Source organism: Acidovorax sp., assembly GCF_016783915.1.
In the GTDB taxonomy this organism is placed as follows: domain Bacteria; phylum Pseudomonadota; class Gammaproteobacteria; order Burkholderiales; family Burkholderiaceae_C; genus Acidovorax.
Window position 1 is genome coordinate 1 of the sequence record NZ_JADHVT010000009.1, and the last position, 21,450, is coordinate 21,450.

At 64.3% G+C, this 21,450-nt stretch carries 25 protein-coding genes and 1 pseudogene; 17 read left to right on the forward strand and 9 right to left on the reverse strand.

All coding sequences use genetic code 11. The features are described from left to right. The 4 genes and pseudogenes from ISS20_RS03505 to ISS20_RS03520 all read right to left on the reverse strand — a co-directional run. Positions 1-221 (reverse strand): annotated as a pseudogene (locus tag ISS20_RS03505) (hypothetical protein); the annotation flags it as partial. Between the two features lie 24 nt (positions 222-245). Continuing rightward, positions 246-842 (reverse strand): GNAT family protein, encoded by a 597-nt coding sequence (locus tag ISS20_RS03510; RefSeq protein WP_291433746.1) that lies wholly within the window; start codon positions 840-842, stop codon positions 246-248. 20 nt (positions 843-862) lie between these two features. Then, positions 863-1,108, reverse strand: coding sequence for a hypothetical protein (locus tag ISS20_RS03515; RefSeq protein ID WP_291433748.1), 246 nt, complete (start codon positions 1,106-1,108; stop codon positions 863-865). Continuing rightward, complete coding sequence (locus ISS20_RS03520) at positions 1,109-1,963, reverse strand: MoxR family ATPase (protein ID WP_055401588.1); 855 nt, start codon at positions 1,961-1,963, stop codon at positions 1,109-1,111. Positions 1,964-2,069: 106 nt separating this feature from the next. Between ISS20_RS03520 and ISS20_RS03525 the strand changes: the two genes are divergently transcribed. Then, positions 2,070-2,732, forward strand: a complete 663-nt coding sequence (locus ISS20_RS03525) for a c-type cytochrome (RefSeq protein ID WP_291433756.1) — start codon at positions 2,070-2,072, stop codon at positions 2,730-2,732. 62 nt (positions 2,733-2,794) lie between these two features. Here the strand turns inward: ISS20_RS03525 and ISS20_RS03530 are convergent, their stop codons facing one another. Then, positions 2,795-3,277, reverse strand: a complete 483-nt coding sequence (locus ISS20_RS03530) for a DUF3429 domain-containing protein (RefSeq protein ID WP_291433758.1) — start codon at positions 3,275-3,277, stop codon at positions 2,795-2,797. A gap of 211 nt (positions 3,278-3,488) precedes the next feature. Here ISS20_RS03530 and ISS20_RS03535 point away from each other — a divergent pair, with 211 nt between their 5' ends. Continuing rightward, positions 3,489-4,751, forward strand: a complete 1,263-nt coding sequence (locus ISS20_RS03535) for a putative Na+/H+ antiporter (RefSeq protein WP_291433760.1) — start codon at positions 3,489-3,491, stop codon at positions 4,749-4,751. 11 nt (positions 4,752-4,762) lie between these two features. Here the strand turns inward: ISS20_RS03535 and ISS20_RS03540 are convergent, their stop codons facing one another. After that, entirely contained in the window at positions 4,763-5,596 is an 834-nt protein-coding gene (locus ISS20_RS03540; protein WP_291433762.1) for an IclR family transcriptional regulator, read from the reverse strand. 146 nt (positions 5,597-5,742) lie between these two features. Between ISS20_RS03540 and ISS20_RS03545 the strand changes: the two genes are divergently transcribed. The 8 genes from ISS20_RS03545 to ISS20_RS03580 all read left to right on the forward strand — a co-directional run bounded on the left by ISS20_RS03545 (position 5,743) and on the right by ISS20_RS03580 (position 13,145). Next, positions 5,743-7,011 (forward strand): aconitase family protein, encoded by a 1,269-nt coding sequence (locus tag ISS20_RS03545; RefSeq protein WP_291433763.1) that lies wholly within the window; start codon positions 5,743-5,745, stop codon positions 7,009-7,011. After that, positions 7,008-7,541, forward strand: a complete 534-nt coding sequence (locus ISS20_RS03550; protein WP_291433764.1) for a 3-isopropylmalate dehydratase — start codon at positions 7,008-7,010, stop codon at positions 7,539-7,541. The genes ISS20_RS03545 and ISS20_RS03550 overlap by 4 nt, the downstream gene beginning before the upstream one ends. Before the next feature lie 16 nt (positions 7,542-7,557). Further along, positions 7,558-8,421, forward strand: a complete 864-nt coding sequence (locus ISS20_RS03555; RefSeq protein ID WP_056066095.1) for a branched-chain amino acid ABC transporter permease — start codon at positions 7,558-7,560, stop codon at positions 8,419-8,421. A gap of 9 nt (positions 8,422-8,430) precedes the next feature. Then, a complete protein-coding gene (locus ISS20_RS03560; RefSeq protein WP_291433769.1) occupies positions 8,431-9,402 on the forward strand; it encodes a branched-chain amino acid ABC transporter permease in 972 nt (323 codons plus the stop codon). Continuing rightward, positions 9,399-10,256, forward strand: a complete 858-nt coding sequence (locus tag ISS20_RS03565; RefSeq protein ID WP_291433771.1) for an ABC transporter ATP-binding protein — start codon at positions 9,399-9,401, stop codon at positions 10,254-10,256. The genes ISS20_RS03560 and ISS20_RS03565 overlap by 4 nt, the downstream gene beginning before the upstream one ends. Then, positions 10,240-10,980: an ABC transporter ATP-binding protein gene (locus tag ISS20_RS03570; RefSeq protein WP_056066088.1), complete on the forward strand. Its 741-nt coding sequence runs from the start codon at positions 10,240-10,242 to the stop codon at positions 10,978-10,980. The genes ISS20_RS03565 and ISS20_RS03570 overlap by 17 nt, the downstream gene beginning before the upstream one ends. 69 nt (positions 10,981-11,049) lie before the next feature. Beyond that, positions 11,050-12,258, forward strand: a complete 1,209-nt coding sequence (locus ISS20_RS03575; protein WP_291433775.1) for an ABC transporter substrate-binding protein — start codon at positions 11,050-11,052, stop codon at positions 12,256-12,258. An 11-nt stretch (positions 12,259-12,269) separates the two neighbouring features. Further along, complete coding sequence (locus tag ISS20_RS03580; RefSeq protein ID WP_056746831.1) at positions 12,270-13,145, forward strand: isocitrate lyase/PEP mutase family protein; 876 nt, start codon at positions 12,270-12,272, stop codon at positions 13,143-13,145. 106 nt (positions 13,146-13,251) lie between these two features. On the opposite strand, the gene ISS20_RS03585 is transcribed toward ISS20_RS03580, so the two are convergent. Next, positions 13,252-13,686, reverse strand: coding sequence for a DUF1841 family protein (locus ISS20_RS03585; protein ID WP_291433777.1), 435 nt, complete (start codon positions 13,684-13,686; stop codon positions 13,252-13,254). A gap of 208 nt (positions 13,687-13,894) precedes the next feature. Between ISS20_RS03585 and ISS20_RS03590 the strand changes: the two genes are divergently transcribed. Then, on the forward strand, positions 13,895-14,116 hold the full coding sequence (locus ISS20_RS03590; RefSeq protein WP_199170782.1) for a hypothetical protein: 222 nt from the start codon (positions 13,895-13,897) through the stop codon (positions 14,114-14,116). Positions 14,117-14,248: 132 nt separating this feature from the next. Here the strand turns inward: ISS20_RS03590 and ISS20_RS03595 are convergent, their stop codons facing one another. Next, the gene (locus ISS20_RS03595; protein WP_291433780.1) at positions 14,249-15,049 is read right to left on the reverse strand and encodes an IclR family transcriptional regulator C-terminal domain-containing protein; all 801 of its coding nucleotides are present in this window, start codon (positions 15,047-15,049) and stop codon (positions 14,249-14,251) included. Between the two features lie 91 nt (positions 15,050-15,140). Between ISS20_RS03595 and ISS20_RS03600 the strand changes: the two genes are divergently transcribed. The 5 genes from ISS20_RS03600 to ISS20_RS03620 all read left to right on the forward strand — a co-directional run bounded on the left by ISS20_RS03600 (position 15,141) and on the right by ISS20_RS03620 (position 19,677). After that, a complete protein-coding gene (locus tag ISS20_RS03600) occupies positions 15,141-15,842 on the forward strand; it encodes a 3-oxoacid CoA-transferase subunit A (RefSeq protein WP_099729378.1) in 702 nt (233 codons plus the stop codon). Positions 15,843-15,871: 29 nt separating this feature from the next. Further along, positions 15,872-16,522, forward strand: coding sequence for a 3-oxoacid CoA-transferase subunit B (locus tag ISS20_RS03605; protein ID WP_291433782.1), 651 nt, complete (start codon positions 15,872-15,874; stop codon positions 16,520-16,522). A gap of 36 nt (positions 16,523-16,558) precedes the next feature. After that, positions 16,559-17,770, forward strand: coding sequence for a 3-oxoadipyl-CoA thiolase (gene pcaF, locus ISS20_RS03610; RefSeq protein WP_291433784.1), 1,212 nt, complete (start codon positions 16,559-16,561; stop codon positions 17,768-17,770). After that, positions 17,767-18,510: an SDR family oxidoreductase gene (locus tag ISS20_RS03615; protein WP_291433786.1), complete on the forward strand. Its 744-nt coding sequence runs from the start codon at positions 17,767-17,769 to the stop codon at positions 18,508-18,510. Before pcaF ends, ISS20_RS03615 begins: the two co-directional genes overlap by 4 nt. 162 nt (positions 18,511-18,672) lie before the next feature. Then, positions 18,673-19,677, forward strand: a complete 1,005-nt coding sequence (locus tag ISS20_RS03620; RefSeq protein WP_291433788.1) for a tripartite tricarboxylate transporter substrate binding protein — start codon at positions 18,673-18,675, stop codon at positions 19,675-19,677. Positions 19,678-19,776: 99 nt separating this feature from the next. Here ISS20_RS03620 and ISS20_RS03625 read toward each other — a convergent pair whose 3' ends face one another. Beyond that, a complete protein-coding gene (locus ISS20_RS03625; protein WP_291433789.1) occupies positions 19,777-20,379 on the reverse strand; it encodes a short chain dehydrogenase in 603 nt (200 codons plus the stop codon). 132 nt (positions 20,380-20,511) lie between these two features. On the opposite strand from ISS20_RS03625, the gene ISS20_RS03630 reads away from it, so the two are divergent. Further along, entirely contained in the window at positions 20,512-21,399 is an 888-nt protein-coding gene (locus tag ISS20_RS03630) for a LysR family transcriptional regulator (RefSeq protein ID WP_291433791.1), read from the forward strand. The last annotated feature ends 51 nt before the right edge of the window (positions 21,400-21,450 follow it).

Here is a 21,450-nt window from a genome sequence, read left to right on the forward strand (position 1 = left end):
CCCTTGAAGTAGGCGCCGAAGGCCCGGTCGAACTTGTCGTAGTGCTTCTCGTCCTTGACCAGCGTGAGGCGCGAGAGGTTGTAGAAGTCGTCCAGGCTCCACGCGTCATCCGACTTGGGGCCCACCACACCGGCCTGCAGGGCTTCGAGCAGGGTGAGGTATTCCTTGACCGACACGGGCAACTTTGCCGAGCGCAGGGTGTAGAAGAAGTCGATGAGCATGATTTGGGCCTCTGGCGCTAGTGCTTATTGCGCGTGACGCTCTAAAAGATATAGCAACTGTGCCTTGGCCTCGGGCCATTCGCCGGCACGCATGCTGTACATCACCGTGTCGCGGATGGTGCCGTCGCGGCGCAGCGCGTGGCCGCGCAGCACGCCATCCTTCTTGGCGCCCAGGCGCTCGATGGCGCGTTGCGATGCAAAGTTGTAGTTGTCGGTGCGCCAGCCCACCACATGGCAGCCCAGCGTGTTGAACGCGTGGCCCATCATCAGCAGCTTGGCGGTGGTGTTGACGTGGGTGCGCTGCACACTTTGGCGGTACCAGGTCCAGCCAATTTCCACGCGCTTCACTGCGGGCACGATGTCGTGATAGCTGGTAGAGCCCAGCACCTTGCCAGTGGCATCTTCGACCACGGCAAAGGCAAAGCGGTTGCCGTCTTCGCGCATCTTGAGCGCTGCTTCGATGTACGAACGGGTGTCCTGTGGCTCTGGCACCGAGGTGATGCGCAGCTTCCAAAGCTCGCCATCGGCGGCAGCGGCCCGCAGGCCGTCTTCATGTGCCAGAGCCAGCGGCTCCAGGCGGACGCCGCGATCGCGCAGGGTGACAGGTTCTACAAAAGCCATGGGTCTCTACCCTTCAGTCATCAATCCTTGGACGGCTGGCTGCGGCGGCTGTTCTGCCAGCGCCGGGCTGCATGCAGGCCCAGGCCACCACCGAAACCCACCAGGGCGATGCCAATCAGGCTGCCGGTGCCGTAGCCGGGCGCGAAGACGTCGAACCCCAGCAGCTTGCCCAGCCAGAAACCCAGCAGCGCGCCACCCACAAAGCCCACAGCATCTGCGACGCCGTTGACCAGCAGTTGACGGGTGTCGTTGTTGCCGTCGCTCACTCAGCGGTTCCTCTGGTTCATGAACACCAGCTTTTCGAACAGGCTCACGTCCTGTTCGTTCTTGAGCAGCGCACCCACCAGAGGCGGCACCGCCACCTTGTTGTCGGCGCTTTGCAAGGCGGTGAGCGGAATGTCTTCGGCCACCAGCAGCTTGAGCCAGTCGATCAGTTCGCTGGTCGATGGCTTCTTCTTGAGGCCGGGCAGGTTGCGCACGTCATAGAACGTCTTCATCGCCACGCTGAGCAGCTCGCTCTTGAGCGTGGGGAAGTGCACGTTGATGATCTGCCGCATGGTGTCGGCTTCGGGGAACTTAATGAAATGGAAGAAGCAGCGGCGCAGAAACGCGTCGGGCAGCTCCTTTTCGTTGTTCGACGTGATGAACACCAGGGGGCGGTGCTTGGCCTTGATGAGTTCGCGTGTTTCGTAGCAGTAGAACTCCATGCGGTCGATCTCGCGCAGCAGATCGTTCGGGAATTCGATGTCGGCCTTGTCGATCTCGTCGATCAGCAGCGCCACGGGGCGGTCGGCCGTGAAGGCCTGCCACAGCACGCCCTGAATGATGTAATTGCGGATGTTCTTCACGCGCTCGGCGCTGTCACCGTCGTTGAGCTGACTGTCCCGCAGGCGACTTACCGCGTCATATTCATACAGGCCCTGCTGGGCCTTGGTGGTGGACTTGATGTGCCACTGCAACAGCGGCATGTCCAGCGCCTGGGCCACTTCCTCGGCCAGCATCGTCTTGCCCGTGCCGGGCTCGCCCTTGATCAGCAGCGGCCGCTGCAGCGTGATGGCGGCATTGACGGCGAGCATCAGGTCTTGGGTGGCGACGTAGTTCTGGGAGCCTTGGAATTTCATGGGGGAAAACACCGGATCGTTGATGAATGGGCTTGACAGGGCGCTGGCTATAATCGGCGGCTGATCAGAGCCCAGAGCTGAACTTCCACGAGATTGTGCGCGCAAAATGAACAAAACGTTGACCACGCTATTTGCCCTGGCTGTCGCTTCCGTGACCGCCTTGTCCCACGCCCAGGAAGCCAAGGGCGACGTGGAAGCCGGCAAGCAAAAGATTGCCATGTGCATTGGTTGCCACGGCATCGTTGGCTACCAAGCCAGCTTCCCTGAGATCCATAAGGTGCCCATGATCTCTGGCCAAAGCGCCAAGTACATTGCGGCAGCGCTGGTCGCCTACCAGAAGGGTGAGCGCAAGCACCCCACCATGCGCGGCATCGCCGAGTCGTTGTCCGAGAAGGACATCGCTGACGTGTCAGCCTACTACGAACAGCATGGCAAGACCGGTGCCGAGCTACCCGCCAAGCCCTCGCGTGAACCCAGCGTGCAAGTGGCCGAGCTGCTGAAGAAGGGCGCCTGCGTTTCTTGCCACGGCGACAACTTCGCCAAGCCCATCGATCCCTCTTACCCCAAGATCGCAGGCCAGCACGCTGACTACCTGTTTGTGGCGCTCAAGTCCTACAAGGTCGAGAAGAACGCCAACGTGGGTCGTGGCAACGCCATCATGGGCGGTGTGGCCAAGCAGTTCACCAACGCTGAACTGAAGGCGCTGTCTAACTACATCAGCAGCATCGACGGCGATCTGCACACGGTGCCCCAGTCGCGTTTCCGCTAAGCGGCAGTCCACCGGTGATAAAAAGCCCGCTTCGGCGGGCTTTTTGCTGGGCCATCGAATCGTCAGCGGCTGGCAGCCATGGCGCCCACTGCCAGGCACACACAGGCCGTGATCGTCAGGCGCCAACGCAGTGGCAGGTACCACGCGGGCAACGATGTGCGTGCAGCCAGCCGATGGTCTTGCACCAGGTGGGCTGCAAAGCCTGCTATCAGCAACACGGCTCCTGCTGCAGGGGGCAATAGTGTGGCAGGCCAGGCCATCAGCGATGGCACTACGCTCCACACAAAGCAGTGCGTGCGCTCTGTGGCGCTCAGCCCGCTTTGTGCCATGGCGAAGCCCCAGTGCAGCGCTCCCACAAAACTCAGAATCACCGCGCCATAGGCCAGTAGCGCCGCGCTCCACCACGGCGTGCCGGGTGCCCACAGGCCCACAGCCGCCAGCGCCACAAACGGCAGCAGGCCCCCATAGCCCAGCCAAGCCACGGGCGATGGGATCGGCGCAGGGGGCGGTGAAGACAAGGGTGGTGCGGTTGGATGATGGTGCATGGGACCTCCAAGTGGGGTGCCTCCATTGTCTGGAAAGCGAGACTCCCGAGTGGGCTGCATGGTTGTGTGCGCCGTGCGCTGCGTGCAACGCGCGCTGCGCCTACACAGGGTCGCCGTAGTGCCACGGTAAAATCACAGATGGGTGTCGGCGCCATCGTGGCTCGGCAGGTTCATGCGCTGGTCGGGCCGCCGCGCGGTTTTTTTGCGACCCATGAACTCCTCTCCCACCCTGATCCAGGGGATTGGTGCAGTCCTGTTCGGCCTGGCCATCCTCCATACCTTCTCCACCAAGTACTTCGAACGTCTGGCGCACACGCAGCCCAAGCATGCGGGCATCTGGCATTTGCTGGGCGAGGTCGAGGTGGTCTTCGGCTTCTGGGCGCTGGTGCTCATGCTGTTCATGTTCACCATCAGCGGCAAGCAGGAGGCCACCGCCTACCTGGACTCGCGCAATTTCACCGAGCCGCTGTTCGTGTTCGCGATCATGGTGATTGCGGCTACTCGGCCGATTCTTCAGATGGCTGGCTCGGCGGTGCGGGTGTTGGCACGGTGTATGCCTTTTCAGCGCGGTGTGGCGATGTACTTTGTGGTGTTGTCGGCCGTTCCGCTGCTGGGCTCCTTCATCACCGAGCCTGCTGCGATGACGCTGGCGGCGCTGATGCTGCGTGACATCCTGTTTTCGCAGCCTTTGTCGAACAAGCTCAAGTATTCGACCATTGGTGTGCTGTTCGTCAACATCTCGATCGGCGGCACCCTCACGCCGTTCGCCGCGCCGCCGGTGCTCATGGTGGCGGCGCAGTGGAACTGGGACCTGTGGTTCATGGTGTCCAACTTTGGCTGGAAGGCGGCCGTCGCGGTGGTGGTCAACGCCGGTATCGCCACACTGCTGTTTCGCCACCAGGTGGGGCACATGGGACGCAAGATCACGACGGACGAGGTGCCCGTGCCTGTGTCTGTGATGCTGGTGCATCTGGTTTTCCTGGGGCTCGTCGTGCTGTTTGCGCACCACCCAGCAGTCTTCATGGGCCTGTTCCTGTTTTTCATGGGGTTCACCACGGCCTACCAGCGCCACCAGAACCCGCTGATCCTGCGCGAGGCCTTGCTCGTGGCTTTCTTCCTGGCCGGTCTGGTGGTGCTGGGTGGCGTGCAGCAGTGGTGGTTGCAGCCGGTGCTCATGAAGATGGATGCCAACGCCGTGTTCTTTGGTGCTGCGGCGCTCACGGCCTTCACGGACAACGCAGCGCTAACTTACCTGGGTTCTTTGGTCGAAGGCCTCAGCCATGAGTTCAAGGTGGCCTTGGTGGCAGGTGCGGTGACCGGCGGTGGCCTGACCGTGATCGCGAATGCGCCCAACCCGGCAGGCGCGGCGATCCTGAAAGAGAAGTTTGCTGACAACGCCATCCACCCGCTCGGACTGCTGCTCGGGGCTTTGCCGCCCACGCTGGTGGCGGTGATGGCGTTTCGGGTGTTGTAGTTGATGGGCGGTCAGCGATCTGCCAGCACCGCCTGGCTGGTCATGGCCTCGCAGATGGCGCGGATCTGCGGGCGCATGAGCCGGGCCACCTCGTCGCGCCGGTGCGACTCCAGCCGCCCCGAGATCGCGGCCACGCTGATGGCGGCGATCGGGTTGTCTGGCGGAAAAGCGATACCGATGGCTGCTGTACCTGGTGTGACCACGCTGTCCAGAAACGCATAGCCCTTCTCGCGTCCCACCTTGATCGCCTCGCGCAGGTAGGGGGCTGTGACGAATCCGTACTTCTCGTATTTGGGCGCGTTGGCATCGATGATGGATTCGGCCTCGTCGGGGGGTAGTGCGCACAGGATCGCCAGCCCGCCCGCACCCACGCCCAGCGGGCGGCGAATGCCCACGTCCAGCGCCAGCGATTTGATGGGGTAGTCGCCCAGTGCGCGGTGGGTGCATACGGCCTCCAGGCCGCTGCGCTCGCTCAGGTAGATGGTGTCCTGGGTGACTTCGGCCAGCTTTTGCAGCGCGCTGTCGCACAGCTCCGACAGCCGGTAGCGGGGGCGCGCGAGCAATCCCAGCTCGTACAGCAGCGGGCCCAGGTAGTACTTGCGTGTGTGGGCATCCCGGTCCACCAGGCCTTCGGCCTCCAGCCGGTGAAGCATGCGAAAGCAAGTGGACTGCGGCAGGCCGCTGGTGGCGGCGATCTCGCCGATGCGCATGCCACCTTTGCCACGAGACGCCACGATACGGAGCATCTGCACGACACGTTCGATGCTTTGAGTCCCTGTTTTCGAATTTCCACTATGTGGCGGTTTATTTGTCTCTGATGGGACTGTTATGGTGTTTTTATTCATGTTGTCTTTGTAGTTTGTATCCACATAGTGGGCAATCTAGGGTTTACCCAGGCGATTGAGCTGTCGTTTGATTTTTTAATAAGTAATCAAACGATTTTTCAACTTCCACATAGTGGATAACTGGGTGAAGCCACATGTCTTACACGATGACTGAAAAGATCCTCGCCCGGGTTGCAGGGGTGCCTGCAGTCCGGGCGGGCGACGAGATCCTGGCCAGGCCGGATTTCGTGATTGCCTATGACTTTCCGGGCTACACGGATGTGTTCTTCAAGGAGGCCAAGGAGGAGTTCGGTGTGGACAAGGTGCCCAGCCCCGAGCGCTTTGTGCTGTTCATTGACCACATGGTCCCGGCCGCCGCCCCCACGGAGGAAGAGCTGCACAAGGTCACCCGCGCCTGGGGCAAGGAGCAGGGCGTGCCCGTGCACGAGCGCGAGGGCATTGGCCACCAGGTGTCGGCCGAGCTGGGCTACGCCACGCCGGGTGCGTTTGCGGTGCATTTCGACGGGCATGTGAGCCAGCTGGGTGCGTTCGGCACGTTGGCCATTGGAGCGCGCAAGAGTGTGCTGGAGACCTTTGTCTCCGAGCGCATGGCGCTTGTGGTGCCGGGCACGGTCAAGATCGAAGTCACCGGTACGGTGCAGCCCGGTGTGATGGCGCGTGACATCTTCCACCACCTGGTGCGGGTGATGGGGCCTTCTTCCTGCCGCTTCAAGGTGGTCGAGCTGTGCGGCCCTGTGATTGACGCCATGAGCATCGAGGGCCGCCAGACGATCTGCGGCCAGGCCATGTTCCTGGGCGCGACCACGATGCTGATTGCCCCCGATGCCAAAACGCTGGAACACGCCAAGGGCCGCTCCAAGATCGCCCTGGACCCGGTCTACCCCGATGCCGATGCGCACTACGACCGTGTGGTGACCGTGGATGTGAGCGACCTGGCGCCCATCGTAGTGGCGCCACCCAGCCCCGCCAATACCCGGGACCTGACCGAATACGCAGGCCTGGAAGTGCACATGGGCTACCTGGGCAGCTGCGCGAGCGGCCGCCTGGAGGACTTGCGCATTGCCGCCCAGGTGCTCAAGGGCCGCAAGATCAAGCCGGGCTTCCAGCTGCATGTGGTGCCCACCTCCCAGGCCATCATGTCGCAGGCCGCCAGTGAAGGCCTGATCTCCACCCTGGTGGATGCAGGCGCGTTCATCAGCTCATCGAGCTGTGACTATTGCTACGGCCGCATTGCCACCATGACCGATGGCCAGCGCGCTGTGTCCACCGGCACGCTCAACACGCCCGGCCGCATGGGCAGTGCCGACTCCGAAATCTTCATCTGCAACGCTGCCGTGGTGGCGGCATCGGCCCTGGAAGGCTGCATCACCGACCCCCGGCCCTATCTCGCCAACACCGAAGGGAGCGCAGCATGACATTGCCAACCTTGCATGGCCGCGCGGCCTGGGTCTTCACCGAAGACGACTATGACATCGACCTGATTGTTGGCATCAAGAACATCAAGATCACCGACATCAATGAACTGGCGGCGGTCACCATGACCAGTTACGACCCTGGCTTTGCCCAATCCGTCGCCAAAGGTGATGTGCTGGTGGGCGGCCAGAACTTTGGCTATGGCCACCCGCATTACCCGGCCATGCGCGCCATGCGCCACCTCGGGGTGGCTGGCGTGATCGCCGAGTCTTTCTCGCCCGGCTTCTTTCGGGGGGAGATCAGCATGGGCTTCCCGCTGATCACCTGCCCGGGCATCCGTGCCGCCACGCAGCGCCGGGACACGCTGCGCGTGGACTGGGAGCGTGGTGTGGTTGTCAACGAGCGCACGGGCCAGGCGCTGCCGTTCGAGCCCTGGTCGTCCACCGAGCGCGCCACCATCGAGGCGGGCGGGTTCACGCCGTATCTCAAAGCCCGGCTGGCGCGCGAGCGTGCAGCCGCTGCGGCGACATGACGGGCAGGAGCGCACCATGTTGCAGATGATTGTGAGCGGCGTCGCCCTGGGCGCCATCTACGGGCTCATCGCCCTGGGCATCGTGATGGTGTTCAAGGCGACGGGCATCCTCAACTTCGCGCATGGCGAAGCGGCCATGCTCTCGGCCTTTGTGGCCTACACACTGTTCAAGCTGGGCCTGCCGCTGTGGGCGGTGGTGCCGCTCACGCTGCTCTTTGGCGCGGCGCTGGGCATGGCGATTGAACGGTTCATCATCCGCCGCTTCATCGGCAAGGCACTGCTGTCGTCTGCGATCTGCACACTGGGCCTGTTCCTGGTGTTTGGCGACCTGGCCATCTGGGTATGGGGCAAGGACACGCAGGAGCTGCCCAGCATCTTCCCGGCTGCTCCCATCGACATCGGCGGTGTGATCGTCTCGGGCATCGACCTGGGCATCGTGGCCGTATGCGCCACGCTGGCAGGTTTGCTGTTTGCGTTCTTTCGCTTCACGCGGCTGGGCATCGCCATGCAGGCCACGATGGAAAACCCCACGGCTGCGCGCCTCATGGGCATTCCGATCAAGCGCATCTATGCGCTGGCCTGGGCGCTGTCGCACGTGATCGCCGCCACGGCGGGCTTGCTGATTGCGCCGCTGACCTTCGTGCACTTTTCGATGATGCAGCACGCCCTGCACTTCGCGTTCGCCGCCGCGGTATTGGGCGGCATTGGCAGCATGCCGGGCGCGCTGCTGGGCGGCGTGATCATCGGCGTGTCGTCGAACCTCACGGGCGCCTATGTGTCCTCGGCCTGGAAGGACGCGGTGCCCTTCATCGTGATGCTGGTCATCCTGATCCTGCGCCCCCACGGTCTGCTGGCCCGCGCCCAGATCAAGAAGGTCTAAGGAGCCGCCATGACCAAAGTCTTTGACGCATACCCCTGGCTCGGCCCGCTGCTGTTCGTGCTGGCCTTCGTGCTGGCGCCGCTTGTGCCCGGTGGCTACGTGCTGTACATCTTCACGCTTGTCATCATCTATACGCTGGCCTCGTTTGGCACCAACATCCTCACGGGCTACACCAACCTGATCTCCATGGCGGGTGCCGTGTTCTTCGGCATCGGTGCTTATGGCTCGGCCATCCTGACCACGCACTTTGGTGTGCCGCTGGTGCTCTCGATGTTCATTGCAGCCAGCATCGCCACCGTGGTGGGCTTGCTGCTGGCGCTCCCCGTCCTGCGGTTGGAAGAGGTGTTCCTGGCGATCGCCACGCTGGGTTTCGTGATGATCTCGGTGGAGATCGCCAAGTCCAGCGGCGACATGTCGGGCGGCGAGAACGGCATGGGCGCGCCCGGCCCCACGCTGTTCAGCTGGGCGCTGGACGAGCGTGCGTACCACGTGTTCACCGCGGTGGTGCTGGCGGGTGCGCTGTGGGTGGCGCGCAACCTGGCGCGCAGCCGGTTTGGGCGTGGCTTTCTGGCCATCAAGGGCAGCGAGACAGCTGCTCGCGCTCTGGGCCTGAACACCACGGCGCTCAAGCTGGTGGCGTTTGGCGTCTGCGCCTTCTACACCGGCCTGTCGGGTGCGTTGTATGCACCGCTGGTGCGCTTCATCGACCCATCGCTGTTCAGCATCATGGTGTCGATCAGCTTCGTCTCGATGGTCATCGTGGGCGGTCTGGGCTCCATCCTTGGCTCGGTGCTGGGCGCGGTGTTCGTCATCGGTGCGCCGCAGTTGCTCACCTACCTGGGGTTTGATCAGTTCCAGCGCGCGCTGTACGGCGTGGCCATGATCCTGGCGCTGATGTTCCTGCCCGACGGGCTGGCCAGCCTCTTCAAGCGCAAGCGCCTGCCCGGCGCAGATGCAGCGCAAAGCGGGGTGGCGCGATGAGAGTTTTGGACGACAAGACATTGCCGTTGCAGGCAACTGTGTCGGCAGTACCCGGTCGGGCAACCCCATTGCTCAGCATCCAGGGCGTGCGCATGGCGTTCGGCGGCATTGTGGCCGTGCAGGACGTGAGCTTCGACGTGATGCCCGGTACGGTGCACGCATTGATCGGGCCCAACGGCGCTGGCAAGACGACGATGCTCAATTGCATCAGCCGCTTCTACACGCCCCAGCAAGGCTCCATGCGGTATCGCACGGCCGCAGGTGACGTGGAATTGCTGGGCTGCAAGGCGCACCAGGTGGCGCGCCTGGGCATTGCCCGCACCTTCCAGAACCTGGAGCTGTTTGCCGAACTGACCGTGTTTGACAACGTGCTGATTGCACGGTCGATGGCCATGCGCGCCACGCTGGTGGAAGCCCTGCTGGGCCTGCCACGTCAGCGCCGTGAGGAGCGCGAGGAACGTGAGCGTGTGGAGGCCGTGCTGGAGAAGCTCAACCTGCAAGCCCATGCCCATGCGGTGGTGCGCGACTTGCCTTATGGCACGCAGAAGCTGGTGGAGCTGGCCCGTGCCATGGCGCTGGAGCCACGCCTGATGCTGCTGGACGAGCCTGCAGCGGGCATGAACAACCGTGAGATCGATGCCCTGGGCGAAACACTCAAGCGGCTGCAGGCCAGCACGCAAGCGACCCTGCTGCTCATCGAGCACAGCATGCCGCTGGTGATGTCCATCTCGGACACGATCACCGTGATGCACAACGGCGCCTTCCTGGCGCAGGGCTCCCCCAGGGAGATCGAAAACCATCCCGCCGTGGTTGAGGCGTATCTCGGAGGAGGCAAGAGTGGCAAACGGCGTTGAACCATCCAGTGCGCCCGCACTGCTGAGCGTGGACAACCTGAGCGCGGGCTACGGCAAGATCCGCGCGCTGCACGGGGTGAGCCTGCGCGTACCGCAGGCCCGCATCGTGTGTGTGCTGGGCGCCAACGGCGCGGGCAAGACCACGCTGATGCGTGCACTCTCGGGGCTGCTGCCCGTCAGTGACGGGCAAGCCATTTTTGACGGCCAGTCCATCGCCAACGTGCCCGCCGAAGCGCTGGTGCGCCGAGGGATTGCCCATGTGCCGCAAGGCCGCATGGTGTTTGCGCAACTCACCGTGCGCGACAACCTGGTGCTGGGTGGATACACCCGCCCAGCAGCCGAGGTGCGCGACGACATCGACCGGGTGCTGGGTTATTTTCCCCGGCTCAAGGAACGCATCACGTCCCGCGCCGGCACGCTGTCGGGCGGCGAGCAGCAGATGCTGGCCATTGCCCGGGGCCTGCTGGCCAAGCCGCGCCTGCTGATGCTGGATGAGCCCTCCATGGGCGTGGCACCCATCCTGAAAGACGCGATCTTCGAGACGCTGCGCGACATCCGCGACCGCGAAAACCTCACGCTGCTGATCGTGGAGCAAGACGCCGACATTGCGCTCGACATTTCCGACGAGGGCTACGTCATCGAGACCGGCCGTGTCGTGATGCAAGGCCCTGCTTCGGAGCTGGCAGGCAACGAAGACATCCGCCGTGCCTACCTGGGCGGCTGACCGCAGGCTCGGCTTTGCAAGTTCCTTCCCCCATGTTCCCTTCCCACCGATAAACACAGGAGACAAACCATGACCCACCTCACCCCCCGCCGCACCCTGCTGGCCGCAGCAGCTGCCAGTCTGATGACCGCCACCCTGGGCGCGCATGCCTTCGAAAACAAGGAAGAGGGCGTGCTGACCCAGGAGATCGTGCTGGGCTCATCACAGCCGTTGTCTGGCATACTGGCCTACATGGGCAAGGCCGTGGACGAAGGCATGCGCACCTACTTCGACATGGTCAACGAACAGGGCGGCGTCAATGGCCGCAAGATCAAGCTCATCACCTATGACGACGAACTCAAGCCCGCCAAGTCGGTGGCCAACGCCAAGCTCCTGATCGAGCGCGACAAGGTGTTTGCCATGGTGGGCAACATCGGCCACGCCACCAACATCAGCGCCTACGAATACAGCTCTACCAAGAAGGTGCCCACCATTGGCGCGCTGAGCATCTCCGACCTGACCTCCAACCCGCCACGCGACCTGCTGTACGTGCTGCCGTCGCCCCAATCCACCGAGACGGCGGCCTACATCGACCATGCGGTCGAAGTGCTCAAGGCCAAGAAGATCGCAATGCTCTACCAGAACGACGGCTGGGGCAAACCGGCCTACGACATTGCCGTGCAGCGCATGGAAAAGCATGGCATGAAGCTGGTGGAGGCGCAGACCTTTGAGCGCTTCGCGACCGACCTGACCTCGCAGGTCTTCAAGCTCAAGCAGGCTGAGCCGGACGTGGTCATCGTCTACGCGCTGGGCCAGGAGGCGGTGCAGTTCTTCCGCGGTGCCGAAAAGCTGGGCTGGAAGCCCACGGTGTTTGGTGCGGGGGGGCTCAACGACCCCAAGTTCATCGAGCTGCTGGGCAAGACGCAGTCCAAGCTGTATGTGGCCTCGTACTACGACGCGGTGGATGGCAACAACCCAGCCATCCAGTCGTTCTTCCAGCGCTACACCAAGCTGTATCCCAAGTCGGCTCCCACCTCGATGGCGCTCATGGGCTATTCGTCGGCCGCCGTGACGGTCGAGGCCTTGAAGCGCACCGGCACCGAACCGAGCCGCGCCAAGGTGGTGGCCGAGCTGGATGGCATGAAGGACTTTGACCAGAAGATCGGCCCCAAGATCACCTTCCAGCCCATCAGTGCCGGTGGCTATGCGCGGCGCGGCCAGACGGGGGTGGCGCTGATGGAGCTCAAGGACCAGAAGTTCGTGTCCATGGGCAGCTACATCGACCCCGTGAAACGTTGAGGACACCCGCCATGACAACAAGCTTGCGACAACAGCTGCGTGCGCGCATCCAGTCGGGCCCTACCTTCTGGATGGCCGGTGCGCAGGACGCCCTCTCGGCCCTGCTGGTGGACCAGTCGGACTTTGACGGCATCTTCACCACGGGGTTTGGCATCTCGGCATCGCTGCTGGGCCAGCCAGACATGGAGGTCTACACACTCAGCGAAAACGTGGGGGTGGTGCACCACATCGTCAACGTGGTGAAAAAGCCTGTGTTTGCCGATGCCGACACCGGCTACGGCAATGTCATCAACGTGGCCCGCACCGTGCGCGAGTTCGAGAAGGCGGGCGTGGCCGCGATCTCGATCGAAGACCAGATCAGTCCCAAGCGCTGCCCGGCGGCGGCGGCGGTGACGCCTGTGGTGTCCATCCCCGATGCCGTGGCGCGCATCAAGGCGGCGGTGGATGCCCGCCAGGACCCGGACTTCCTCATCGTCGCACGCACCGATGTGGCCGACCCCGAGGAGGCCATCGAGCGAGCCGTGCGCTTTGCAGAGGCGGGGGCGGACCTGATCCAGCCTATCTCGCGCACTTTCAAGGGCTATGAAGACCTGGTGCGCTTGCGCAATGCCTCGGGCCGCCGCCTGTCGCTGCAGCTCATGCAAGGGCTGTGGATGTCGCGTCTCACGCGGTCGCAGATCGAAGAGGTGGCGGCTTTTGCGACTTATCCGGTGGTCACGCTGATGAGCACGGTGCACGCCTTGCAGAAGAACCTGGCCACGCTGTCGGCCCGCCGCACGGGCGATGTGGACGGCTTGCCCTGCGGACAGACCAGCATGGCCGACTTCAAGGAAGTGATCGGCTGGAAGGCGATGGAAGAGCGCCAGGCGCACTACGAGGCGGGTTGATCGCCACACGCCCGAAAGGGCCGTGGTGTTGATGCAGGCCAGTGCCCTCGACGGGTGCTGGCCTTTTTTGTTGCCTGGACTGACTTTCGGGCGCTGGGCTGCACCTTCAGTCGCGCGCCGCGCGCCGCTGCACGCAGGCGATGTAGGCGTCGCCATCAGGCGGGCGGCCTGCGCGCTGGCTCTCCCATAGCATCTCGCCCAGGCAGTCCATGGCGGCGTGGTGGGCATCGTGCAAGGAGTCGAGCCGCGCCGTCAGCAGCTCCACCGCCTGGCGGATGCCACGGGGCTGGTCGATGCTGCACTGCTCGCTGATGGACAGGTGCATCGACAGGTGCAGGAAGGGGTTGGTCTGCCCCGGTGTTTCGTCGTAGTTGCGGGCCACGGCCGCATCGGCGTCGGACAGGTCGGCGTGGTACTCGGGGTGCTCGGCGATCCACAGGCTGGCCAGCGTCTCGATGGCTTCCATGGGGGCGCCGCTCTGGGTCTTGGCGTGCACACCACACAGAAAGCGGCGCACATCGGCTTGGGAGGGGCTGAACATGGGGCGTGAGGGTAGCACGCAGGGCAAGGGCCTGGCGTCAGAGGGGAGGCGGGGGAGGGTGATGCGGATTGCGCCCGGCCGCTACATCGCGCCGGGGCGGCGTCCTACGCGGGCTGTGCGCCGGCGCACCTACATTGGGCTGGCGCAAAGGTCGGGAGCCGGGTCCACTTTGTCGCAGTCCTCCAAACCCGGCATCGGGAGAAGTGTCATGAATGCAATGCGAATCGTTGGTGTGCTGTTGTTGGTAGTGGGTCTAGCCGGGTTCCTGACCGGGGGCTTCAGCTTTACCAAGGACACCACCCAGGCCAAGATCGGCCCGCTGGAGTTGACCGTGAAAGAAAAAGAGTCCGTGAATATCCCCCAATGGCTGAGCCTGGGCGCGATGGTTCTCGGCGGCGTGGTGCTGGTGCTCGGCTTTCGCAAGAACTGATTTCATCCACCGTGGCGAGTGATTGGTGTTGCGACTCCGGTTCTCGCCCTATCCACGTAAAACGGAAATCGGAGCCTTAGCACCGGCCGCTCGTTGCGGTGGGTGATCCTTGGTGCCGATAACCGTTATCTGTCACCCCCTCGGCGCCCCCATCATGCGCGAGATGGTCCGGGCTGCGCTCAGCAGCGCGGGCAGCAGGCTCTCCTGCATCACCGCCGCACTGGTGCGGTTGGCCTGACCGCTGATGTTGAGCGCTGCGACCGTCTGTCCCGTGCGGTTGGTCAGCGGCGCGGCAATCGATATCAAACCTTCTTCCAGTTCCTGGTTCACCAGGCACCAGCCCTGCTGGCGCGCCTGACGGATGTGGGCGATCAGCGCGTCCACATCGGTGGTGGTGTGTTCGGTAAAACGCTGCATCGAGTGGCCCTGCAGCCGGGCCTGCAGTTCGTCGTCCGGTAACCCGGCCAGCAGCATGCGGCCCATGGACGTCCAGCACGCAGGCAGGCGCGAGCCCACGCCCAGCGTGGTGCGCATGATCTTGTGCGTGGGCACACGCAGCACATAGACGATATCCAGGCCGTCGAGCACGGCGGCCGATGACGACTCGCGCACCTCTTCCACCAGGTCCTCCATCACCGGCTCGGCCAGGTTCCAGATGGGCAGGGATGAGAGATAGGCAAATCCCAAATCCAGAATGCGCGGGCTCAGGCGAAACAGCTTGCCGTCCGTCTCCACATAGCCCAGCGTCTGCAGCGTGAGCAGGATGCGGCGCGCACCGGCGCGCGTGAGGCCTGTCTGCGCGGCGACTTCACTCAAGGTTTGCTGCGGTGTGGCCGCGCTGAATGAGCGGATCACCTCCAGCCCGCGCGCGAACGACTGCACATAGCTGTCGCTCGGTTTGGGGTCTTTGGCTTCTGGGGTTTGGGAATTCATACGTATGCCAACTATAATTCTTTAAGCGAACATTTGTTCTATATGCGAACAAATTTCAAAGAGACAACAGAGAAACCAAGAAAGCGTTGCAATGATCAACAAACTGGCGGACTCGGTGGCCCAGGCCCTTGCGGGGGTGAAGGATGGTGCCACGGTGTTGATTGGCGGGTTCGGCACGGCCGGCATTCCGGGCGAGCTGATCGATGGCCTCATCGCCCAGGGTGCGCGGGACCTCACGGTGGTCAACAACAACGCAGGCAATGCGGATCAGGGCTTGGCCGCGTTGCTTAAGGCCGGGCAGGTGCGCAAGATCATCTGCAGCTTTCCGCGCCAGGTGGACAGCTATGTGTTCGATGACCTGTATCGCAGTGGCAAGCTGGAGCTGGAACTGGTGCCCCAGGGCAATCTGGCCGAGCGCCTGCGCGCTGCGGGCGCGGGCATCGGCGCCTTTTTCTGCCCCACGGCCTATGGCACCGAACTGGCTGCGGGCAAGGAAACACGCGAGATCAATGGCAAACACTACGTGCTCGAATACCCCATCCATGGCGATGTGGCCCTGGTCAAGGCCGAGAAGGGCGACCGCTGGGGCAACCTCACCTACCGCATGTCGGCGCGCAACTTTGGCCCCGTGATGGCCACGGCTGCCAAGACCACGATTGCCACCGTGCACGAGGTGGTGGAGCTGGGCGCGCTGGACCCGGAAGCCATCGTCACCCCGGGCATTTATGTGACGCACGTGGTGAAGATCGACCGCACGGCCACGCAGGCGGGCGGATTCAAGAAATCCGCGTGATATCGCCACCAAGCGCAGAAAGAACAAGCATGAGCAGCTATCAAAAGCGTAGTAAAGACGAGCTGGCGAAACGCGTGGCGCAAGACATCCACGATGGTGCCTACGTCAACCTGGGCATCGGCCAGCCGACCCTGGTGGCCAACCACATCCCGGCAGGCCGCGAGGTCATCCTGCAAAGCGAAAACGGCATCCTGGGCATGGGCCCTGCGCCCGCTGCGGGGCTGGAGGACTACGACCTGATCAACGCGGGCAAGCAGCCCGTCACGCTGCTGCCCGGCGGCGCGTACTTCCACCACGCCGACAGCTTCGCGATGATGCGCGGCGGACACCTCGACATCTGCGTGCTGGGCGCCTTCCAGGTCAGCGCCACGGGCGACCTGTCCAACTGGAGCACCGGCGAGCCCGGCGCCATCCCGGCCGTGGGCGGCGCAATGGACCTGGCCATCGGCGCCAAGCAGACCTGGGTGATGATGGATCTGCTGACCAAGCAGGGCACCAGCAAGATCGTGACGCAGTGCACCTACCCGCTCACCGGTGTCGCGTGCGTGAAGCGCATCTACACCGATCTGTGCACACTGGCCTGTACACCCGACGGGCTGCAGCTCATCGACACCGTGCCCGGCCTGTCGCACGCTGAGCTGGAGCAACTGGTGGGCCTGCCCATCCGCCCTGCCGCCTGAACGAATCCACCCCCCAAGCAACGAGGAGACAAAACCATGAGCACACAACGCCAAGCCTTCATCTGCGACGCCATCCGCACCCCCTTTGGCCGCTACGGCGGCGCGCTCTCCAGCGTGCGCACCGACGACCTGGGTGCGATCCCCATCAAGGCGCTGATGGAGCGCAACCCCGGCGTGGACTGGGCGGCAGTGACCGACGTGCTCTACGGCTGCGCCAACCAGGCCGGTGAAGACAACCGTAACGTGGCCCACATGAGCAGCCTGCTCGCAGGCCTGCCCATCGACGTGCCCGGCGCCACCATCAACCGCCTGTGCGGCTCGGGGCTCGATGCCGTGGGCACGGCCGCGCGCGCCATCAAGTCGGGCGAGGCGGGGCTGATGATTGCTGGCGGTGTGGAGAGCATGAGCCGCGCGCCCTTTGTCATGCCCAAGGCAGAGTCGGCCTTCAGCCGCAACAACGCGGTGTACGACACGACGATTGGCTGGCGCTTCGTCAACAAGCTGATGAAGGAAAAGTACGGCGTGGACTCCATGCCCGAAACCGCCGAGAACGTGGCGACGGACTTTGGCATTGAGCGCGAAGCCCAAGACCGCATGGCCCTGCGCAGCCAGCTCAACGCCGTGGCGGCCATTCAGGCGGGCCACTTGGCGCGCGAGATCGTGCCCGTGCACATCCCCCAAAAGAAGGGCGACGCCATCATCGTGAGCCAGGACGAACACCCCCGCGAGACCAGCCTGGAAGCGCTGGCCAAGCTCAAGGGCGTGGTGCGGCCCGATGGCACGGTGACGGCGGGCAACGCCAGCGGCGTGAACGACGGCGCCTGTGCGCTGCTGCTGGCCGATGAAGCCAATGCTGCCAAATATGGCCTCAAGCCCCGCGCCCGCGTGGTGGGCATGGCCGTAGCCGGTGTGGCGCCGCGCATCATGGGCTTTGGCCCCACGCCCGCCACGCTCAAGGTGCTGGCACAGACGGGCCTGACGATTGACCACATGGACGTGATCGAACTCAACGAAGCCTTTGCCGCGCAAGGCCTGGCCGTGCTGCGCGCGCTGGGCCTCAAGGACGACGATGCCCGCGTGAACGCCTGGGGCGGCGCCATCGCGCTGGGCCACCCGCTAGGCGCCAGCGGCGCGCGCCTGGTCACCACTGCCGTCAACCGCCTGCACGAACACGCCGGGAAGTACGCGCTGTGCACCATGTGCATCGGCGTGGGTCAGGGCATTGCCGTGATCCTGGAGCGCGTGTGACCGTGATTGAGCGCAACCCGACACCGGTCACTGTCATCACGGGTGCCAGCAACGGCATCGGCCGCGCGATTGCCGAAGCCGTGCTGTCCCAGGGCCACGCCGTGGTCAACCTGGACTACGTGCTGCCCACCTGGAGCCACCCGCAACTCACCTCGTACCAGGGCGACCTGACCGACGAAGCCTCGACCCGCGAACGCGCGGCCGAGATCGCGGCCAAGCACAACGTCACCGCACTGGTGAACAACGCTGGCGCCACGCGCCCTGGGACCATCGACACGGCGACCACAGCCCAACTGGATGACGTGGTAGGGCTGCACCTGCGCGCGCCCATGCTGCTGGTGCAGGCCTTTTTGCCCACGTTGCGCGCCAGCGGGCAGGGCCGCATCGTCAACATGTCGTCGCGCGCCGCACTGGGCAAGGGCGAGCGCATCGTCTACTCCGCCACCAAGGCTGGAATGATCGGCATGACACGCACGCTGGCCATGGAGCTGGGGCGTGACGGCATCACCGTCAACGCGATTGGTCCCGGGCCCATCGCCACCGAGCTGTTCCGCCAGAGCAACCCCGACGGTGCGCCGCAAACGCAGCGCATCCTGAACAGCATCGCCGTGGGCCGCATGGGCACGCCCGATGACGTGGCACGCGCGGCGCTGTTCTTCCTCTCGCCCGACAACGGTTTCGTGACCGGACAGGTGTTGTACGTGTGCGGAGGCACCACGCTGGGAGTGGCGCCTGTCTAGCAACCTGAACTGATTTTCCTTGCCGCCCCGCAAGGGGCACCCCCCGTTCTCGTCCGGAGGCCTCGGCGCCCGGTTGAGGCCACGGCGCGGCCAGACGCGGGCCCACGCGGCGCTGGTGGCACCGACCCATTCATTCATCCACCTTCTTGAAGGAGACAAACCATGACCCGTTCCATCCACGCCACCCGCCGCTTCGCGCTGTCGGCCGCTGCAGTCACCGCCCTCGCTGGTATCGGCCTGCTGGGCAGCAGTACTGCGCTCGCCCAGGCTTATCCGAGCAAGCCCGTCACCATCGTCGTGCCCTTTGCAGCAGGTGGCACCACCGACATCCTGGCCCGCATCATCGGCCAGGCGCTGACCACGGAGCTGGGCCAGTCCGTCATCGTGGACAACCGCGCGGGCGCGGGCGGCAACATCGGCGGCGCCATGGCGGCCAAGGCCCCGGCAGATGGCTACACACTCTTCATGGGCACGGTGGGCACCCACGCCATCAACGCCAGCCTGTACAAGAAGATGCCGTTCGACCCCATCAAGGACTTTGCCCCGCTCACGCGCGTGGCCAATGTGCCCAACCTGCTGGTGGCCAACCCGGCACAGCCCTACAAGAGCGTGAAGGAGCTGATCGCCTACGCCAAGGCCAACCCGGGCAAGGTCAACTTCGGTTCGTCGGGCAACGGCAGCTCCATCCACCTGTCGGGCGAGCTGTTCAAGAGCCTGGCCAAGGTGGACATGGTGCATGTGCCCTACAAGGGCAGCGCCCCGGCCGTCACCGACCTGCTGGGCAACCAGATCGGCATCATGTTCGACAACATGCCCTCGGCCATTCAACACGTGCGCAGTGGCAAGCTGGTGCCGATTGCCGTGACCACGGCCAAGCGCTCGCCCGAGCTGCCCAATGTGCCGACCATCGCCGAAGCCGGCGTGCCCGGCTATGAAGCCACCTCGTGGTTTGGCATGTTTGCGCCCGCCGGTACGCCTGCGCCGGTGCTGGCCAAGCTCAACACCGCACTGGTGAAGGTGCTGAACCAGGCCGAGGTGAAGAAGAAGATCAACGAGCAAGGCGCCGAGACGTACAGCGAAACGCCCGAGCAGTTTGCTGCCTTCATCCAGGCCGAGTCGGTGAAGTGGGGCAAGGTCGTGAAGGAGTCTGGGGCGAGCCTGGACTAAGCGCTACCAAGATTTTTTGTAGCTACCAGATTGATAGCTGCTACCGCTCATGCATCGGGCGGTAGCAGCTATTTTCGTTTCACATTCGGGTCGGCGGGATCACTGCACCCGGTACACACGCCCCGTCTGCGCGCCTTCCACGCTGCGCTGGTAGGCCAGCGCCACGCGTGCGGCGGGCACCGGCTCGAACCCCGGGAAGAACGGCCCGTAGCTGCCCATCGACTCGGTCAGTACCGTGGGGCTGATGGCGTTGATGCGCAGGCCGCGCGGCAGCTCGATGGCGGCGGCAGCCACAAAACCTTCGATGGCCGCGTTCACGGCCGTGGCGCTGGCGCCGTTGCGGATGGGCTCAATCGACAGGATGCCCGCCGTCAGCGTGATGGAGCCGCCATCGTTCAGATACTTCTGGCCGACCAGCGCCAGCTGTACCTGGCCCAGCAGCTTGTCCTGCAAGCCCAGGCTGAACTGCTCGGCCGTCATTTCCGCCAGTGGGCCAAAGTGCAGGTTGCCTGCGGTGCTCACGATGGCATCGACTTTGCCCACGGCTTCGAACAGTTGGGCAACCGCGCCTGGCTGCGAGAAGTCCGCACGGTGCGTGCCGCTGCTGCGGCCCACGGTGATCACTTCGTGGCGTGGGCCCAGGTTGGCCAGCACGGCCTGGCCGATGGTGCCGCTCGCGCCGATGAGAAGAATCTTGGACATGGTGTTTTCCTTGGGTGTCAAAAAGGGTTGATGAGGAACTGACAGCCCGATTCTTTTGCTAATCAATCGGAACATAAAGTACCTGCAAGTTATGCTTGTGCTAACCGTTGATTAGGAATTGAGGGAGTTGCCATGGACAAGCTGCGCAATATGGAAGTCATGGTGGCCGTGGTGGAGGCCGGCAGCTTTGCCGCTGCCGCGCGCCAGCTGCAGATCTCCGCCGTGATGGTGGGCAAGCACATCCAGCAGCTGGAGACGCACCTGGGCGCGCGCCTGTTCCAGCGCAGCACGCGCCAGAACAGCCTGACCGAGGTGGGCGCCGCGTTCTACGACGACAGCAAACGTGTGCTGGAGCAGGTGCGTTGGGCCGAGTCCGCCGTGGAGCGCAGCCGCGCCGTGCCGCAGGGCCTGCTGCGGGTGAGCGCGCCCTTCACGCTGGGCAACCACGTGATCGCGCCGCTGGTGGCCGACTTTCTGCAGCGCCACGACCAGGTGCGTGTGGACCTGCAACTGACCGACAGCGTGGTGGACCTGGCAGGCGAGGGCTTTGACGTGGCCGTGCGCATTGGCCAGGTGGTGAACGAGGGCCTGGTGGCGCGCCCGCTGCGCCCCTACCGCATGGTGATTGCCGCAGCACCCGCGTACCTGCAGCGCCACGGCACGCCTGAACGCGCGGCCGACCTGGCGCGCCACCAGTGCCTCAGCCACTCGGTGTGGCAGCGCCGGGTGGAATGGACATTGCGCGACGGCAACGAGGATTTCTTCTGGCCCGAGAACGCGCGCTTTGTGTGCAACCAGGGCGACGGCCTGCGCCAGGCGGCGTTGCGCGGCCTGGGCCTGATCATGCAACCCGAGGTGCTACTGGCCGACGACCTGGCCAGTGGCGTGCTGGTGCCGGTGATGCAGTACTGCCTGCCCGTGCCGCGCCCGATGCACCTGGTGTATGCGCCCGACCGGCGGCAACTGCCCAAGCTGGCGCGGTTTGTGGAGCATGTGGTGGGCGCGCTGGGCGCAGCCTGAGCGGTGCGGGTCAGGCTTGTGCGCCGGGGGCGTGCAGCTGGAGGCCTGGGG